Here is a 17,839-nt window from a genome sequence, read left to right on the forward strand (position 1 = left end):
TTCCTGGACGGCGATTCCCCGTTCCTGGACGGCGCTTGCCCGGTTCCTGGACGGCGCTCCCTGGTTCCTGGACGGCGATTCCCGGTTCCCGGACGCCCCACCGGCCCCTCCTGGAGGGCACGGCCGTGTCATGAGACGCAGGAGGGCTACAGGGAGGGCGCTGCACCGGCCGAAAGAAACGCGGTGAGCGCCGGGAGGACGAGCGCCGGATCCTCCAGGTGGGGCGCGTGCCCGAGCGGCACCATGTGCAGCGTGGCGCGGGGGATCGCCGCGGCCGCGGCGATGCCGATCGGCGCCGGGAACACGTCGTCGCGCTCGCCCCAGAGCACCAGCGTCTCCGCGTCGATCTCGCCGAGCCGCGGGAGACGATGGGGAACGGCGCCGAGGGCGGGGAACAGCGCGTTGAACGCGGCGACGGGCGCGACCCGGCCGTCCGGCACGGCGTAAAGCTCGCCGTGCAAGGCGGCCAGACGCTCGCCGAGCGGGGTGGGCCGCGGCGGACGGAGGCGGCGGAAGAGCGCGGGGCCGAGCACCCGCACGAGGCGCTCCGGCGGGGCGCGGAAATAGGCGCGGCTCCACGCGGTCATGACGGGACCGACCCCCATCGCGCCGATGAGCACGAGCTTCCGCGGGCGCGCGCGCCTGCGGAGCGCGATCTCCGCCGCGACAAGCGCGCCGAGGGAGTGGCCGACGAGGGCGGCGCCGCCGAGATCCAGCTCGTGGAGGAGCTCCTCCACGGGATCGGCGAAGAAGCGGAGGCCTTCCTCGAAGCCCCCGCCCTCGAAGGGCGGAGACGACGCGTGACCGAAGCCGGGGAGATCCACCGCGACGACGCGGTGGCGCCGCGCGAGCTCGGGGAGCAGCGGGAACCACGTCGTCGCGGCGTTCCCGCGGCCGTGCAGGAGGACCACCGGCGAGCCGCCGCCGCCCTCCAGGTAGCGGAGCGTCGAGCTCAGCGCGGCGCGGCGGTGCACAGCGAACGGCGGCGCGCCCGCGGTGAGCTCCGCTAGGATCGCGCTCTCGACCGGGCCCAGGCGGGAGACGACGGCGTGGACGTTCGTCACAGGCGCATTCCGTAGCGCGATCGAAACGGCGCGGGAATGCCGCAGCCCAGAAGCAGCCCCGAACCAGAAGAACCAGCGGGAGAGGGCCGCCGCCGCGCCCCCTCCTTCAGTCCCTGCCGTGCCCGGGGCCGAGGATGAGCTGCATCTTCGCCACGGGGTCGAAGCCCTCCACGTGCGGCGGGTGGTGGCACTGCGAGACGCAGCTCTGGGGCGGGGGCGACAGCACGATGAGCCCCTTCTTCTCGGGATCCTTCGCGTGCAGCGAGCCGGGGCCGTGGCACTCCTCGCACTGCACGTTCTGCAGCGACGCGTTGTGCGTCACCGTGGAGCCGCCCGGCTTGCCGTACCCGGTCACGTGACAGCTCACGCAGTCCAGGTTGAACTCCTTGAAATCCTGCTGCAGCGTGGCGTAGGCCCGCGCGTGCGCGGTGCCGTCGAAGACCTTGCGCTCCTCGTCGTGGCAGTTCGTGCAGGCGTCGATGCCGATGTAGCTGGCCTCGCCCTTCGCCGGCTTCTCGGGGACGCGATCCGCGAAGGCCTGCTTGTTGTGGTCGTTGACCCGCTTGTAATAGGCGAGGAGCTGCCCGGCGACGTCCTTGTCGGCCCCGAGCTTCTCGCGCACCTCGACCGAGCTGTAGCGGAAGAAGCTGCCGGTCACCTTCGTCTCCGCCGCCTCGAGCTGCGCCTTCTCGGCCCGGAGCTTCTCGAGATCCGCCTTCCGCGCCTCGATGTCCTTCGCCGCCACCCGCTTGTCGCCCTCCCAGCCGTTGAGGCGGATCTCGAGCTCCCGGATGCGCTCCGACAGGCTGATGAGCTCCCCGGCCTTCGCGACGCCGCCCGCGTCGGCGAACACGAGCGGGCCGCCGCCGCCGCCTCGAACGAAGAGATCCACGACCGCCACCGACTGGAGGTGGTTCGGCGTCTCCACGACCAGCGTCGACCCGATGATCTCCGGCGGCTTCGGGCCGTCGTTGCCGTCGCCGCGCTCGCTCGGCTTGCCGAGCACCAGCACGTGCAGCTCCGGCACGCTGTCCGCGAGCCGCAGCGCCTCGCCCCTGGGCAGCGCCGCGAGCCCCACGAAGACGCTCGCGCCCTGCTTCTTCGCCTCCTCGACGCCCGCCTTCATCGCGTCGATCGCCGGGCCGGCCTTGACGCCCTCGGGGTAGGCGCCGGCGCGGCCCTTCGGGTCGCTCACGCCGATGAGGCCCACCTTCACGCCGGAGACGTCGCGCACGACGACGCCCTGGACGCCCTTCGCGCCCTCGAGGTTCTTGCCGAGCAGCGCCGCCCCGGACTGCTCCTGGTACTTGCCGAGCGCCTCCGCGCCGAGCGCCCAGTCGTTCTCGCCAGGCGCCCACGCCGTCAGCCCGATCTCCTTCGCCGCCAGCGCCATCGCCTCGGCCTTCCACGCGTCCTGCGAGGAGCGCTCGGGCTTCACCTCGGGGTCCGTGAAGAGCATCGGCCCCGCGCCGACCACGAGCCGATCCGGGGCCTCGCCGCGCTGGGCCTCGATCAAGGCGGCGAGGTGGTCGATGCCTCCCAGCTGATCCTTCGTGCAGCCGCACGGCTCCAGCGCGCCGGCGACGGTGCTGAGCACGTAGAGCCGCACCGTCGGCTTGCTCGCGTTCGCGTCCACGTCCGCGTCCGCGCTCACGGCGGCCGTCGCGGGGAGCTTGCACCCCTGACAGGCCGAAGCGAAGGCCGCCGCGGAGATCGCGGCGAAGGGGATCAAGAGCGCGTATCCGCGACACACTCCGCGAAGAAGCGAGCGCTTCATGCTCGCGCTATAGCACAGGGGCCCGGGCGCACCTCCGGGGCCGCGCCGAGAGGGCGGGGGCGCGATCAGAAGCCCGACGGCGCGAAGGGCAGGACCGTCTTCACGTCCGCGTCGTTGAACCGGAGCTGCAGGCCGATGAAGTAATCCCGGCGATCGGCGTTCAGGATGTCGTCCATCCCGCCGAGCAGCCACAGCTTCCGGATGAACTCGTACGCGAGCGCGACGCGCCAGCGCGGCGACAGCTCCTCGCCGAAGCCGAAGAGGTCCTGGCGGAGCTCGAACCGATCGTCGAGCAGGTGGAGATCGAGGCCGAGGCCGCCCGTCGACTCCTTGATGCCGAACCGGCCCGTGAAGGGGCCGAGCCGCTTCGCGAACTGGAACGAGAACCGGAAGGCGTTCGTCGTGATCGTGCGGACCTCGCGGTAGTGCGCGGGCTCGTTCGGGTTGGTCGTGTCGACGTCGATCTGCTGGAAGTCCGTCTTGCCGCGCGGGTCGTTCACCAGCTCGACGACGTAGTACTTGTCCTCCGTCGGCTGGAGCCTGAGCTCGACGTAGCTCTTGATGGTGTTCGCGAGGAAGTTGTAGTCGGTCCGCAGCCCGACCACCGTCTGGAACCGGCTGAGCCCGCCGACGAGCTCGCCGACGTTCTCGACGACCGTCTCGACCTCGTTGATCAGCGTCTCGTCCCGGGTGATGCGGCCGAGCGTCCCCTCCCCGCGGTCGACGCGCGCGGCGACGCTGTCGACGTGCTTCAGCGCCGACTCGAGGCTCTCGGTCGCGCGGCCCACGCGCTCCGCGGCGCTCCGGAGCTCCCCGGGCTGCCCGTTCCGGCCGGGCACCTCGGCCGCGGCCGTCATCATGCGGATGTCGCGGCTCACCTGCTCGACGTTGCGCAGGATCTCCCGCAGGCGCGGGCCCGAGTCGCCGGTGATCTGGTTGATGTTGTTGATGGTCTCCGTGACGCCCGCGCGGTTCTCGCGCACGGTCGCGTTCATCTGCTCGGTGACCTCGGCGAGGTTCTCGAGGATCTGCGCGAGCCGCTCCTGCCCGCCCTCGGAGCCGACGGTGTTCTTCAGCGTCTCGGTGACGGCCTTGACATCCTTCAGGATCTCGGAGACCTGCCCCTGCATCGACTGGATCGTCGGCTCATCGATGTAATAGAGGACCCTCCCCTCGTCGGGGATGCGCGGCTTGCCCTCGGTGCCGGGCGAGAGCACGACGAACGACTCGCCGATGAGGCTCGTCGCGCGCTTGCCGATGGCCGCGTCCTCGTAGAGCGGGACGTCGGGGCTCATCTTGATGTCGATGCGCGCCTGGCCGTTGTAGAGCGAGATCTTGTCGACGACGCCGACCTGGATGCCCGAGATCATCACCCGCGACTGCGGCGATACGCCGATCGCGTCGGGCAGCGTGGCCCAGACGCGGTAGCCGCTGCCGCCGCCGATGTCGCGCGAGACGAAGCGGTACCCGCCGTAGGCCGCGCCCGCGAGCACGATCGTCATCACGCCGACCTTCGCGGCCTTGGAGACCTCAGCCATGCTGCGCGACGGCCACGGTAGCACGAGCCGCCCGCGGGACCGCGCGGCTTTCGCGGCGGCGCGGGGGAACGAGCGCCGGGGCGGGAAACCTGCTAGCCGAGTCGAATGCGGTCATGGTGGGCCAGCGGGGTGCTCGGCGCGGCGCTCGCCTCCGCGGGCGCGGCGGCAGCGGAGCCGCCGGCGCTCACGTGGGAGGCGACGACGCGGTCGCCACGACCCCCCAGGGCGGTCTCGCCGGAGATCGCCGCGCTCGCGGCGCGCTGCGGCAGCGCGGACACGGCGCTCGCCGCCGTCGCCCAGCGCAACGTCGAGCGGCAGCTCCAGGGCGGGGAGATCATGGCGCCCGACGAGCTCTCGTTCACGCTGCGCGCCGCCGGCGCGCCGCACGCCTGGCCGAGGGGATGGTCGATCTCCGGCCGAGGGCTCGGGCCGGCGGAGATCGGGGCGCGGATCGACGGGTGGCTCTCGGGGTGGACCACCCTCGGGGTGCGGCGATGTGGGGTGGCCCAGGCGAAGAAGCCGGACGGGACGGTGATCGTGGCCGCGATCGGGGTGGACGCGCTCGCGGATCTGTCGCCGCTGCCGACGACGGCGCGGGTAGGGCAATGGGTGACCCTCGAAGGGACGATGCGGGTCCCGGCGACCGCGGCGAAGGTGGTGCTGCTGGGGCCGCGGGGCGCGCCCAGGACGGTGCTGAGCTCCCTCTCGGGCGCGCGGCTCCGCTCGAGCTTCGCGGTCGACCAGCCGGGGAGCTGGCTCGTGCAGGTGCTGGCCACGGTGTCGACCGGGCCGAGGCCGGTGCTGGAGGCGATGATCTTCGCGGGGAGCGCTCCGCCAGGCCGGTTCGTCCGCGCGGCGGCGCCGGGCGAGGAGGCCGCGAAGGGGGCGCAGGGCGACGAGGACGCGATGCTGCGGATGATGAACGCCGCGCGGGCGTCGGAGCGCCTGCCCGCGCTCGCGCGCGACGCGGCGCTGGCCGCGCTGGCGCGGGCGCACTCCGAGGAGATGATCAAGGCGAAGATGGTGGGCCACGACGTGGGCTCGGGCGATCCGGCGGCGCGCCTCAGGGCGGCCGGGTACGAGGCGACGATCGCGGGGGAGAACGTGGCCAGCTCGGCCACGACCGAGGGAGCGCACCGCGCGATCTGGGCGAGCCCGTCGCACCGGGGCAACCTGCTCGACCGGCGCTACAGGAGGACCGGCGTGGCGGTCGTGCGCGATCCGACCGGCCGGGTCTGGGTGACGCAGCTGCTCGCAGGGTGACCGCGGGCGCCGCAGCGCTGCGCTGACGTACGCTGTTCCCGTACCCCGAGGGCGGACGCGCCTTGCGGCGGGCGGGCGGGCGTCAGCCGCGCGCCAGCCGCGCGCCAGCGGCTTCGCCGTGCGTGTTCCATGCCTCGCCGGGCGGCCGCCGTGCCGCGCGTGTATCCTTGCGAGCGATGGCTGCACGCCCGCTTTACGTCGGCATCGACCTCGGCACCACGAACTCGACCGCGGCCGCCTTCGACGGCGAGAAGGTCACCCTCGTCAGGAACTCCCAGGGCGCGACGCTCACCCCGAGCGTGGTGCGGATCGACGCGCGCGGGACGGTCACGGTCGGCGCGCGCGCGCGCCGGTTCCTCGAGGGCGATCCGCAGAACACCCGCGCGGAGTTCAAGCGGCTGATGGGGACGGCCCAGCCGATCGAGTTCGCGGCGGCGAAGGTCGCGAAGAAGCCCGAGGAGCTCGCCGCCGAGGTGCTGCGCTCCCTGCGCGCCGACGTCGCGGAGCACCTCGGGGTCCTGCCAGCCTCGGCGGTGATCTCCGTGCCCGCGCTCTTCGAGCTGCCCCAGAGCGCGGCGACGTCGGAGGCGGCGCGGCGCGCGGGGTTCGAGCGCGTCGAGCTGATCCAGGAGCCGGTGGCCTCGGCGCTGGCCGCCGGCTGGACGGTCGAGGAGTCGACGGGCAGCTGGCTCGTCTACGACCTCGGCGGCGGGACGTTCGACGTCTCCCTGCTCGAGACGCGCGACGGGCTGCTGCGCGTCGTCGGGCACGACGGCGACAACTTCCTCGGCGGGCGCGATTTCGACTGGGCGATCGTCGACTGGGCCCTCGCCGAGATCGCGCGCACCCAGGGCGTCACCGTGAGCCGCGCCGACCCGCGGCACGCCGCCGCGCTCCGCAAGCTCAAGCTCGCGGTCGAGGAGATCAAGATCGAGCTCACCCGCGCCGACGAGGCGGCGCTCGCGGTGCCCGCGGCGTTCGAGGTGGACGGCGCGCCCATCGACGTCGACCTGATCCTGCAGAGGTCCACGCTCGACGCGCTCTGCGCGCCGATCATCGACCGCTCGGTCGAGGTCTGCCGCCGGCTGCTCGCGGCGCACGGGCTCGACGCGTCGCAGCTCGCGCGCGTCGTGCTCGTGGGCGGGCCGACGGTGATGCCGGCGCTGCGCGAGCGCGTCCGGGACGCGCTCGGCGCGCCCTTCGGCGAGGGGCTCGACCCGATGACGCTCGTCGCGCAGGGCGCCGCGATCTACGCCGCGACGGCGGGGCTCGACGCGCGGGCCTCCTCCTCGGGAGCGCGGCCCAAGGAGGAGGGGCGCCGGCTGTGGCTGCAGTACCCGGCCATGTCGAGCGATCTGACGCCCCACGTGGTCGGCCGCGTCATGGAGGGGCCAGGGGCCGCGCCCGAGCGGATCCGGCTCACGCGCGAGGGCGACGGGTGGACGAGCGCCGAGGCGCCGCTCGACGCCGAGGGGGCGTTCGTGGTGACCGTCGACCTGCTGCCGCGCCGGCCGAACGTGTTCAACATCGAGGCGAGCGCGGCCGGCGGCGCGCGGGTGCCGGTGCACCCGCAGGCGATCACGATCGTCCAGGGGCTCACGATCGGCGATCCGCCGCTGTCGCGCACGATCGGGGTCGCGCTCGCGGACAACTCGGTGCGCGTCTACTTCGAGCGGGGCGCGCCGCTGCCGGCCCGGCGGACGTTCGTGCACCACAGCGTGGAGAGCGTCCCGAAGGGCTCCGGCGCGTGCGTGCTGAAGATCCCCGTCGTGCAGGGCGAGCTCGACGTCGCCCACCTCTGCCGCGTGGTCGGGACGCTCGAGATCGACGGGAGCGGGCTCACCCAGACCCTGCCCGCGGGCTCGGCGATCGAGCTGACGCTCGAGCTCGATCGGGGCGGGCACCTCTCGGCGCGCGCGCTGATCCCGTCGCAGGGGCTCGTGTTCGAGCGCGTCGCGCACCTGCTCGTCCCCGAGGCGGCGCCGGAGGTGCTCGACGCCTCGCTCGCCGCCATGCGCGAGCGGCTCGCCGCGGTGCGCGAGGCCGCCCTGCGCAGGGACGCGCCGCACGCGCTCGGCAAGGTCACCTACGTGGAGTGCGCGCTCGCCGAGGTGGAGCGCGACGCCGCCGCGGCGCGCGGCGGCGACGCCGACGCGGGGCAGAAGGCGCGGCGCGCGCTGCTCGATCTCGACGTCCTGCTCGAGCAGGCCGAGGCCGACAAGCGCTGGCCGGAGCTCGACGCCGAGGCCCAGGCGGCGGTCGCGAGCGCGTCGACGTGGATCTCGCAGCTCGGATCGAGCACGGAGAAGGCGCTCCTCGAGGAGGCCGCGCAGGGCGTGGCGCGGGCGCGCGCCGAGAAGAACCAGGTCGAGCTGCAGCGGCAGCTCCGGCTGGTCCGCAACCTGAGCAGCGCGGCGTTCCAGCGCCACCCGAAGGCGTGGGTGTGGATGTTCGAGGACGCCGCCTCGGAGGCGCACCAGGCCTCGGATCTGGTCCGCGCGCAGCGGCTCGTGCGCGACGGGCGCGGCGCGGCGGAGCGCGGCGACACGGCGGCGCTCAGGACGATCACCGAGGAGCTCTGGCGCCTGTTGCCGGTCGACGCGCAGAAGCGCAGGCTCGGCCACGAGTCAGGGGTGCGGTGATGGACGACGCGCTCGGCCGCATCCGCGACAACCCGTTCTACGTGCTCGGGCTGCGCCCGAGCGCGAGCCGCGCGGAGCTCGAGCGCGAGGGGCAGAAGCTGCTCGGGATGCTCGAGCTCAAGCTGGCGAGCGCCGCGACGTACCCGACGCCGGTCGGCCCCGGCGCGCGGACGGCCGACAAGGTGCGGCAGGCGATGGCGGCGCTGCGGGACCCGGAGCGCCGCCTGGCGCACGAGGTCTGGGCGCGGCTCGACCCGAGGCCGCCGCCGAAGGACGATCTCGACGACGACCTCGGCGAGCTGCCGCCGCCGGAGCCGCCCGGGGAGGATCCGCGGGCGCCGTGGCCCGAGGCGCTGTCGGCCCTCGGCTGGAGGGCGCGATGATGGACCACCACATCGCCCTCGCGATCATGGCCTTCCTCGTCGTCGTGACCGCGGTCATCGTCGGGCCCCTGCTCGTCAAGCGGCGGGTGGCCGCCCAGAGGGAGACCGACGGCCACGTGCTCGCCAGCACCTTCACACGCATCGTCCTGGGCGTGCTCGCGGTGCTCTTCGTGTCCACCGTTCCGCGCGGGTCGATCGTCGGCCTCCTCGTGCTCGCGCCGGCCCTTGCGCTCTTCGGGCCCTGGCTCGCCGCGCGGCACGTGTTCATCCCGCTCGGCCTGCCGCGCGCGGCGTACGGCGCCGCGAGGCGCTCGCTCTTCGCGTGGCCCGCCGACCCGCGCGGCGGCGCGGCGCTCGCGGCGGCGTGGGCGCTCTGCCGCGCGCGGCGTCCGGACCCGGCGGCGGAGGCGTGGATCGGCGACCTGCTGGAGGGGACCGGCCAGCGCCACGGCGCGAAACGGGGCGGCGACGGCGGGGCGGCCGCGGCGGGCACGGAGCCGCTGCGCGGCGCGGGCGTCGCGGCCGGCGCGATGCTCGCGGCGTACCGCGGCGACGTCGAGGGCGCGCGGGCGCTCTTCGCGAGCGTCGCCAGCCTCGACGAGCGCGCCTGCCCCCGCGAGGCCCGCCGCGTCGCCGCGGCCTGGCTCGCCGCCGAGGCGGCCGCCCGCGGCGACTGGGCGGAGGTGATCGAGCGCGCGGCCGACGGGGGCGACCGCGCGACGGATCTCCTCGGCGCGGCCGCCGCGCGGCTGCTCGGCGGCGCGGCCGCGCCGGGCGCTGTCGAGCTCTGGCTGCGCTGGCTCGCCGCGCCCCGGCGTCGCGCCACGCTCCCGCTCGTGCGCCGCGCCCTCGCCGCGGGCGACGACGCGCCCCGCCCGGAGCCGGAGCAGCCCGAGCCGTGCGCCGCGAAGGTCGCCGAGGGCGACCTGTGGAGCCGGGCGGTGCTGCTCCACGCCGCGCTGCTGCTCCGGCCCCGGGGCCAGGTCTCGGGCGACGACCTCAGGCGGCTCGGCGGCGCGTGGGACGCGGCGCTCGACGACGAGCGCGCGCAGGCCGAGCTCCGCGAGCGGGCGGCGTCGCTCGGCGCCTCGGGCGCGCAGGCGGCGCTCGGTCCGCTGGCGCGCGCGGTCGAGGAGGACCTCGCGGCGACGCTGCGCGCGGCGCGCGTGCCGCTCGCCGAGTGGGACGACCTCGGCGCGACCATCGGCCGCACGCGCCGCCGGCTCCGGGACGAGCTCCTGTCCGAGGTGGAGCTCGCGTGCGACGCCCTGCGCCGCCGCGTCGACGAGCGGCGCGAGCTCCCGGCGCTCTCGGAGTGGTGCGAGTGGACGGCGCTCCGCGCGCAGTACGAGGCCGCGGCCGAGCTCGTGGGCGCCGAGTTCCGCCGCCTCGCGTTCCCCAAGCTGCACGCCGACGTGTGCCACGCGGCCGTCTGGCTGTTCAACACGCGCAAGGAGCGGGTGATCGCGAACGCGATGTTCCGGTGGCTCCTCGCCGAGGCCGAGGCGCTCGGCGACTCGCGCCTCACGGCGCTCCAGCGCGGCAACGTCGAGTGCGGGGTCTGACGCGGGCGGAGAGCCAGATCTAGAGCGGCGCTCAGCCGCTCCGGTCGCCGGCGGGCCCGTCCCCGCCCGGCGCCCCGGCGCCCGGCCGCCTGAGCGTCACCAGCAGCTCTTCCTGGAGCGGCTCCGGCTGGATCGTGCAGTGGGTGAGCGCGTGCTTCTCGCGCAGCTGCCGGGCCACCGCGGCGGCCACGTTCGTGCCGTGGTGCCCCTTGGCGAGGACGACGTGCACGGTGAGCACGTTGAAGCCGTCGGAGATCGACCAGACGTGCAGATCGTGGAGGTCGACGACGCCGGGCACGCTCCGGATGGTGTCCTCGACGTGGGCGAGATCGATCTCGATCGGGCTGCCCTCCATGAGCACCCGGGACGTGTCGCGCACGAGCCGCCAGCCGCCCCAGAGCACGAGGGCGCCGATGGCCGCGCTGATCACCGGATCGGCCCGCGTCCAGCCGAAGGCGAGGATGAGCACGCCCGCCGTGATGGCGCCGACCGAGCCGAGCGCGTCCGACAGCACGTGCGCCAGCGCGGCCCGCGTGTTGATGTTGTGCCCGTGCTCGCCGGTCGAGAGCAGCAGCGCCGCGACCACGTTCACGAGCAGCCCCAGCGCCGCGGTGATCGCCAGCGCCTCGGCGTGCACCGCCTGGGGCGCGCGCCAGCGGTGGGCCGCCTCGATGAAGATCCAGATCGCCGTCAGCGCCAGCGCGACGCCGTTGGCGAAGGCCGCGAGCACCTCCGCGCGCCGGAAGCCGTACGTCCGCTCGCGCGTCCGCGCCTGCGCCGCGATGCGCTGGGCGATGATGGCGATGCCTAGCGCCGCGGCGTCCGCGAGCATGTGGCCCGCGTCGGCCAGCAGGGCGAGGCTCTTCGACCACCACCCGACCGCCGCCTCGACGACCAGGAACGACGTCGTGAGCGCGAACGCCGCGATCAGCCGGCGGAGCGGCGCGTGCCGGAGATCGTGGCCGTGGTCGTGGTGCTGCGGGTCGCCGTGGTCGTGGTCGTGGCCGTGATCGTGGTCGTGCCCCGGGGCATGGTGATGTCCGTGATCATGCCCCTCGCCGCGTCGAGCGCCGCGCCCGTGCCGGTGCTCGTCGGAGGCGCTCTCATGCTCATCGCGCACCCCCATCGCCGCGCCGGAGCGGCTCACACCCGCTCGAGGATGGTCGCCACGCCCATCCCTCCGCCGATGCACAGCGTGATCAGCGCGGTCGCCTTGCCGGCGCGCTCGAGCTCGTCGAGCGCCGTCCCGATCAGGCAGGCCCCGGTCGCGCCGAGCGGGTGCCCGAGCGCGATCGCGCCGCCGTTCACGTTGACGCGGTCGAGGTCGATGTCGAGCTTGCGCGCCGTCTGCAGCGGTACCGCCGCGAACGCCTCGTTGATCTCCCAGAGATCGACGTCGCGCGCCTGCATGCCCGCCTTCTTGAGGGCGCGCTCCGACGCGGGCGCGGGGGCCGTCAGCATGATCACCGGCTCGGCGCCGGCCGTCGCCGTGGCGCGGATCCTCGCGCGCGGGGCGAGCCCGTGCGCCTTCACGTAGTCGCCGGACGCGAGCAGCACGACGGCCGCCCCGTCCACGATGCCGCTCGAGTTGCCCGCCGTGTGGACGTGCCGGATCGACGCCACCTGCGGATAGCGCGCCAGCGCCAGCGCATCCACGGTCTCGCCGGCGGGGCCCATCGGCGTCGACCCGAGGCTGGCGAACGCGGGCTCGAGCTTCGCGAGGGCCTCCATCGTCGCCCCGGCCCGCGGGTGCTCGTCCCTGTCGAGCAGCGGCTTGCCGTCGAGATCGACGACCGTGAAGAGGCTCTTCGCGAAGCGCCCCTCGCCCACGGCCCGCTCGGCCTTGCGCTGGCTCTCCAGCGCGAAGCGGTCGACGTCCTCGCGCGAGAAGCCCTCGATCGTGGCGATGAGGTCCGCCGAGATGCCCTGCGGGACCATCGCGAGCTTCTTGCGGAGGGCGAGGTTGTTCCCGTCGAGGGGCGCGCCGTCCGAGCCCATCGGCACGCGCGACATGCTCTCGACGCCGCCGCCGACGGCGACCTCCTGCTGGCCGGACATGACCCCCATCGCCGCGAAGTTCACCGCCTGCGCGCCCGAGCCGCAGAAGCGGTTGACGGTCACGCCGGTCACGGCGTCCGGCCAGCCGGCCGCGAGGATGGCGGTGCGCGCGATGCACGCGCCCTGCTCGCCCGCCTGGGTCACGCACCCGACGACCACATCCTCGACGTCCTGCTTGCGGATCCCGGTCTTCTCGGCGAGGCGATTGAGCGTTTGCGCGAGGAGCTCTTGCGGGTGCACGCCCGAGAGCGCTCCCTTGCCCGCCTTGCCGCGCCCGCGCGGCGTGCGAACGGCATCCACGATGAAGACGTCTCGCATGACAGGCCTCCGAGCCCGGTGTCCGGCCCGTGCTTAGCACAGCGCCCGTTCCCGGGGCAGCCTGGTCGCGCCGGGTCTCGGTGGACCTGAGCCGGCGCGGATCGGCTATGCTCGCCGCCGATGACGGACCGGTCGCAGCGCATGGTGTGGGTCGATCTCGAGATGACGGGGCTCGACGAGAGCTCGTGTGCGATCGTGGAGATCGCGACCATCGTCACGGAGCCTGATCTGACCGTGGTCGCCGAGGGGCCGTGCCTCGTCATCCACCAGCCGGAGAGCGTCCTCGCGGGGATGAGCGACTTCGTCCGCGGTCTCCACGAGCGCTCGGGGCTCCTCGAGCGCATCCGCGCGTCCACGCTCTCGGTCGGCGACGCGGAGTCCGAGACGCGCGCGTTCCTCGAGGCGCACTGCGACAAGGGGACGGCCGTGCTGTGCGGCAACTCCGTGTGGAAGGACCGCGCCTTCCTGCAGCGCTACATGCCGGAGCTCCTCTCCTTCCTGCACTACCGCATCGTGGACGTCTCGACGCTCAAGGAGCTCGTGCGCCGCTGGTATCCGCTGCGCGCCGCGCCCAAGAAGCGCGAGATCCACCGCGCGCTCGACGACATCCGCGAGTCGATCGAGGAGCTCCGGTGGTACCGGGCCAACGTGTTCCAGCCGCTCCCGGGGAACGAGCTCCGCTGAGCGATCGCGGTGAGCCGAGGGGAGCCTGAGGGCCGACCGCGTTCTCGGCATCCTCAACCTCGGTCGGCGCCCCGGTCCGCGTCCCCGCCCTCAACCTCGGTCGGCCCGCCCTCAACCTCGGTCGGCCCGCCCTCAACCTCGGTCGGCGCCTCGCCCTCAACCTCGGTCGGCGCCTCGCCCTCAACCTCGGTCGGCGCCTCGCCCTCAACCTCGGTCGGCGCCTCGCCCTCAACCTCGGTCGGCGCCCCCGCCCCCGCCCCGGTCTGCGGTCCCCGCCCAGCCTCTCGCCCAGCCCGCCGTCCGCCCCAAATCCGGCCGAAAAACCGGCTCTGCTGGCAATCGAACAAAAATTTGTCTGCGATGTGAGAAAATTCGATCGATCGAGGCAATGCATTGAGTAGGCTAGCCATGCGTCCAGGCCTCCGGCACGAGGTCTGCGGCGTAGACACCCCGGCGGCCCCAATCCGCCGGGGTGTCGTTTGCTACCGGGCCTGCGGGATTGCCTTAGAACAGCTGGTCGCCGTACCACCGTTGCCCGGGGCTACCCTTGGCTTCCACGGCGGGAGTCGCGACCAGCGGGAGCGAGGCGGGCTCAGCAGGGCGCGTCACCCCGACCTTCGTCGCCGGCGCCTCGACGGCAGGAGCCACCGCCCCGGAGGCGCCGGGGTCGCACCGTACCGGGGAGGCTGTCGGCTCATTGTGATGTGAGTCACTCACGTGAGCGGGCGGCCCGGCGGGTGGGGGCGATATCCCACGTCGGGCGATGTACGAACTCAACGGCACCGCGACGGCGGCGCTCGTCAGCGCGACGAGCAGCAGCGCTCCGCCGGCCAGCAGGACGTTGCTGCGCGAGCGCGGCGCGGCGATCTCGACGACGGGGTGCCGCATGGCCTCCGGCGGGAGGGTCCCGGTGGGCAGCGTGTTGCGGGACGCCGGAGCGGGCGCGCTCCGCTCCGTATCCGGCGCCGGCTCCTGCAGCGGCGGGGCGGCCGCTCCTTGCGGGCGCGGCCCCCCCGGCGGCGGAGCGCCCCCCGCGAGCGGCGCCGCGCCCACGAGCAGCGGCCGCACGGCGGCCATGAGCTCGTGGACCGTCTGGAACCGCGCGTCAGGGTCCTTCGCGAGCGCCCGGGTCAGCGCCTCGTTCACCTGGGCCGACACCCCCTCGAGCGGCGGCGGCACCTCGTCGAGCGCGCACACATCCAGATCGTCGCGGCCGTCGAACGGGCGCTGCCCCCCGAGGAGGCAATACAGCAGCATCCCGAGCCCGTAGACGTCGGTTCGTTCATCGATCGCGCGAGCGTGCGGATCGTTGAAGAGCTCCGGCGCCCGGTACCGCGCCGCATCCGCCATGGCGTCGTCGGGCGCCCCGAACGGCAGGTGCAGCCCGAACGCCCTCAGGACAGCGGCGCCCTGACCGGTGATCACCACCGTGTGCGGGCCGAGATCCCCGTGCGTGAGCCCCAGCGCGTGCGCGGCGCCGAGCGTCCGCGCGACGTCGACGACGAGCTCGTACGCGACGGAGCGAAGCCGGGGCAGCAGATCTTCCACCGAGGGATCGTCGCTCTGCCGGGCGGCGATCCACCCCGCGTCTCCCTCCATCCCGCCCGCGATCACAGGCACGATGCCGTGCACCCGCGCAGACAGCGAGAGGAGCCTGTCCAGCGCGCCGCGGAACGCATCGGCGTCGATGCCCACGCCCTCCTGGACATAGAGCGTCACCTCGCGGCCATCGGCGTCGAGCGCGCGATACGCCTCCGCCGGAGCGGGAGAGTCGAGGCTCGCGACGATGGTGTACCCCGCGAACTCCTGCCCGAGGATCACCATGGCCCCTCCGCCTCGATCCGCGCGACGGGCACGGAGGATTCAGGCCTCGCGCGCTGGAAGGAGAGGACAGCGCGGCGCGCGTTCTTCAATGCTGGCTGCGGTGTTGGATCAGCCCAAAAGATTCTGCTCACTGCGTCGGACCTCCGGCACGAGGTTCGAGTCCATGACACCCCCGGACACGGCGCGGGGAACATCGGTTGGCGGAGACAGTAACAGAGGTCTCAGGCGCGCGGAAGCCGTCGCCAGCGCGGACCGGCGCCGCGGAGCGCGCGAGGCGGGTCTATCACTTTCCGGAACGACGGCTCGACGGCGGCGTAATACGCCCTGAAAAAGCGCGCTCCGGGCGGGGCGACCTGGGCGGAGCCGCCGGGCGTGCGCGATCCGGATCTTCGCTGGCGAGGGCGAGCATTGCTTGCTTTCTCGGTGAGTCGTCAGGCTCCATGAGCAGAAAGAGGATCGCGCTCTGGAGCGTCTCCTCGGCCTGGTCAAAGCGCTCTGCCACGATGGACGCGACAGGGCTGCGCCCGTCGCCGGGGAGCAGGAGGCGCGGCTCGCACTGGAGCCCCTGGGCGATCAGGCCGAGGGCGCCGAGCCCGAGATCCCGCTCGCCGCGCTCGACCTGCCGCAGGTACGTGGCCGAGAGCTGCGCCCGCTCCGCGAACTCCTGCATGCTGAGCCCACGGAGCAACCGGAGGATGTGGACCGCCTGGCCGACCTCCTTGGGGAGCGTGTCGCGCATGAGCGCGAGCCTAGCAGGCAGAGCTCGCCCGAGCCCCCGAGAAGGCGGGCCACCCCGCGTGAGGAGCGCGCCCGCTCGCCGGCGCGCCGGACGCGCCGCGCGGCGCTACAGGTACCCTTCGGCCTGCAGCGCGAACATGCGGGCATAGCGCTGGCCACGGGCGACGAGCTCGTCGTGGGTGCCCTCCTCGACGATGCGCCCGCCGTCGAGCACGACGATGCGGTCGGCCATGCGCACGGTCGGGAAGCGGTGAGAGATGACGATGGTCGTCCGCCCCTTGGACAGGGACCGGAACCGCTGGAAGACCGCGTGCTCGGCCTCGGCGTCGAGCGCCGCGGTCGGCTCGTCGAGCACGAGGATGTCGGCCTGCTCGCGCATGAAGGCGCGCGCGAGCGCCACCTTCTGCCACTGCCCGCCGCTCAGCTCGACGCCGCCCTTGAACCAGCGCCCGAGCTGCGCGTCGAGGCCCCCGGGCACGACCGTCACGACCTCGTCGGCGCCGCCCTCGGCGACCGCGCGCGCGACGCGCGGCTCGTCCGCGAGGTGCTCGACGCTGCCCAGCCCGACGTTCTCGCGCAGCGTGAGCTGGTATTGGTTGAAGTCCTGAAAGACGACACCGATCCTCCGGCGGAGCGCGTCGGGCTCCCAGGCGCGGAGATCCTTGCCGTCGAGCAGGATTCGCCCCTCGGTGGGCTCGTACAGCCGCGCGAGCAGCTTGATGAACGTGGTCTTTCCGGCGCCGTTGTGCCCGACGAGCGCCAGGCTCTGGCCGCTCGGAATGTGGAGATCGATCCCCCGGAGCGCCCAGCGCGACTGGCCAGGATACCGGTAGCCGACCCCCTCGAACCGCACGCCCCGGTCGCCCGCGCCGTCGGCCGAAAGGGGCGCAGGCGCCTCTCCGTTGCCGGCCGGCGGCGCGGGCGGCTCGCCGGTCGGGATGGACAAATACTGAAAGAGGTTCGACATGTAGAGGTTGTGCTCGTACATGCCGCCGACGCCGGCGAGCACGGCCTGGAACGCCTGCTGGCCTTGCCGGAAGGCGGCGACGTAAAGGACCATCTCGCCGAGCGAGATGCGCCCCGCCGCGGCGCCGGCCGCCATGGCGCCATAGCAGCCGTAGAACGCGGCGGTGCCGAGGAGCGACAGGCCATAGGACCACCCGGCGCGGCGGACCGCGAGCGCGCTGTCCTCCCGGTAGAACGACGCCGCGAGCGCCTTGTACCGCTCGAGGAACGTCGGCCCGAGCCCGAAGAGCTTCACCTCCTTGGCGTGGCCGTCGTTGGCGAGCACGTACTCCAGGTAGTTGAGCCGGCGGGCCTCGGGAGAGCGCCAGTTCCGGAGGCGGAACGCCGCGCCGGAGAAGCGCGCCTCGGCGACCGTGGCGGGGACGGCCGCGAGCACGAGCGCGAGCACCGCGAGGGCGCTGAACCCGACGAGCAGCGCGGCGTACCCCGCGAGCGTGATCAGGTTCTGCACGAGGGAGAAGCTCTCGGTCACGACGGCGGCGGGGCGAGACGACGCCTCGCGGCGCGCGCGGGTGAGCTGGTCGTAGAACTCGGGGTCTTCGAAATGGACCAGCGAGAGCGAGAGCGCCTTCTCGAGGATCATCCCGTGGATGTCGATCGAGAGCCGCGCGCCGAGCAGCTGCCGCGTCAGCGAGAGCCCGCGCTGCGCGAGCGCGAGCGCGGCCACGAGGCCGAGCTCGACCGAGACCCACACGAGCGCCGCGCGCTCGTCGCGGGCGACCACCGCGTCCGTGATCGCCTTTCCCACGTAGGCCACCCCGAGCGGCAGCGCCGCCGCGGCGAGCGTGAGCGCGCCGAGGGCGACGCTCGCCGCCTTCGACGAGCGCCAGACGAGCCGGAGCGTCCGTGGTGTGTAGGCAAAGCTGTCCCGCAGGCGGGAGAGGCCGAGCATGGACGGCGGATTCTAACCACGCCGCGGCGCTCCGCCCGCGAAGACCCGCGAGGGCGCGAGGGCTGAG

Annotated in this window: 13 protein-coding genes; 5 read left to right on the forward strand and 8 right to left on the reverse strand. The window is 73.8% G+C overall.

What is annotated here, in order from left to right:
* Positions 1–146 precede the first annotated feature (146 nt).
* The 3 genes from WMF44_RS41130 to WMF44_RS41140 form a co-directional block, all read right to left on the reverse strand.
* Positions 147–1,064, reverse strand: coding sequence for an alpha/beta fold hydrolase (locus tag WMF44_RS41130; RefSeq protein WP_437295509.1), 918 nt, complete (start codon positions 1,062–1,064; stop codon positions 147–149).
* A 106-nt stretch (positions 1,065–1,170) separates the two neighbouring features.
* Positions 1,171–2,841 carry a multiheme c-type cytochrome gene (locus tag WMF44_RS41135; RefSeq protein WP_437295510.1) on the reverse strand — a complete coding sequence of 557 codons (1,671 nt, stop codon included), beginning with the start codon at positions 2,839–2,841 and terminating at the stop codon, positions 1,171–1,173.
* A gap of 65 nt (positions 2,842–2,906) precedes the next feature.
* A complete protein-coding gene (locus tag WMF44_RS41140) occupies positions 2,907–4,379 on the reverse strand; it encodes an MlaD family protein (RefSeq protein ID WP_437295511.1) in 1,473 nt (490 codons plus the stop codon).
* Positions 4,380–4,484: 105 nt separating this feature from the next.
* On the opposite strand from WMF44_RS41140, the gene WMF44_RS41145 reads away from it, so the two are divergent.
* The 4 genes from WMF44_RS41145 (at position 4,485) to WMF44_RS41160 (ending at position 10,232) form a co-directional block, all read left to right on the forward strand.
* Entirely contained in the window at positions 4,485–5,642 is a 1,158-nt protein-coding gene (locus WMF44_RS41145; RefSeq protein ID WP_437295512.1) for a CAP domain-containing protein, read from the forward strand.
* A 176-nt stretch (positions 5,643–5,818) separates the two neighbouring features.
* Entirely contained in the window at positions 5,819–8,284 is a 2,466-nt protein-coding gene (locus tag WMF44_RS41150) for an Hsp70 family protein (protein WP_437295513.1), read from the forward strand.
* On the forward strand, positions 8,284–8,667 hold the full coding sequence (locus tag WMF44_RS41155; protein ID WP_437295514.1) for a hypothetical protein: 384 nt from the start codon (positions 8,284–8,286) through the stop codon (positions 8,665–8,667). Before WMF44_RS41150 ends, WMF44_RS41155 begins: the two co-directional genes overlap by 1 nt.
* Positions 8,664–10,232 carry a hypothetical protein gene (locus WMF44_RS41160; protein WP_437295515.1) on the forward strand — a complete coding sequence of 523 codons (1,569 nt, stop codon included), beginning with the start codon at positions 8,664–8,666 and terminating at the stop codon, positions 10,230–10,232. The genes WMF44_RS41155 and WMF44_RS41160 overlap by 4 nt, the downstream gene beginning before the upstream one ends.
* Positions 10,233–10,263: 31 nt before the next feature.
* Here WMF44_RS41160 and WMF44_RS41165 read toward each other — a convergent pair whose 3' ends face one another.
* Positions 10,264–11,379, reverse strand: a complete 1,116-nt coding sequence (locus WMF44_RS41165; RefSeq protein WP_437295516.1) for a cation diffusion facilitator family transporter — start codon at positions 11,377–11,379, stop codon at positions 10,264–10,266.
* Positions 11,376–12,608 carry an acetyl-CoA C-acetyltransferase gene (locus tag WMF44_RS41170; protein ID WP_437295517.1) on the reverse strand — a complete coding sequence of 411 codons (1,233 nt, stop codon included), beginning with the start codon at positions 12,606–12,608 and terminating at the stop codon, positions 11,376–11,378. The genes WMF44_RS41165 and WMF44_RS41170 overlap by 4 nt, the downstream gene beginning before the upstream one ends.
* A gap of 120 nt (positions 12,609–12,728) precedes the next feature.
* Here WMF44_RS41170 and orn point away from each other — a divergent pair, with 120 nt between their 5' ends.
* A complete protein-coding gene (orn, locus tag WMF44_RS41175) occupies positions 12,729–13,292 on the forward strand; it encodes an oligoribonuclease (RefSeq protein WP_437295518.1) in 564 nt (187 codons plus the stop codon).
* Positions 13,293–13,796: 504 nt separating this feature from the next.
* Here orn and WMF44_RS41180 read toward each other — a convergent pair.
* The 3 genes from WMF44_RS41180 to WMF44_RS41190 form a co-directional block, all read right to left on the reverse strand.
* Entirely contained in the window at positions 13,797–15,116 is a 1,320-nt protein-coding gene (locus WMF44_RS41180) for a serine/threonine protein kinase (protein WP_437295519.1), read from the reverse strand.
* Between the two features lie 283 nt (positions 15,117–15,399).
* Complete coding sequence (locus WMF44_RS41185; protein ID WP_437295520.1) at positions 15,400–15,855, reverse strand: helix-turn-helix domain-containing protein; 456 nt, start codon at positions 15,853–15,855, stop codon at positions 15,400–15,402.
* Positions 15,856–15,960: 105 nt separating this feature from the next.
* The gene (locus tag WMF44_RS41190) at positions 15,961–17,772 is read right to left on the reverse strand and encodes an ABC transporter ATP-binding protein (protein ID WP_437295521.1); all 1,812 of its coding nucleotides are present in this window, start codon (positions 17,770–17,772) and stop codon (positions 15,961–15,963) included.
* Positions 17,773–17,839 lie beyond the last annotated feature (67 nt).

The sequence above is a fragment of the Sorangium sp. So ce426 genome (genome assembly GCF_051475585.1).
In the GTDB taxonomy this organism is placed as follows: Bacteria; Myxococcota_A; Polyangia; order Polyangiales; family Polyangiaceae; genus Sorangium; species Sorangium cellulosum_B.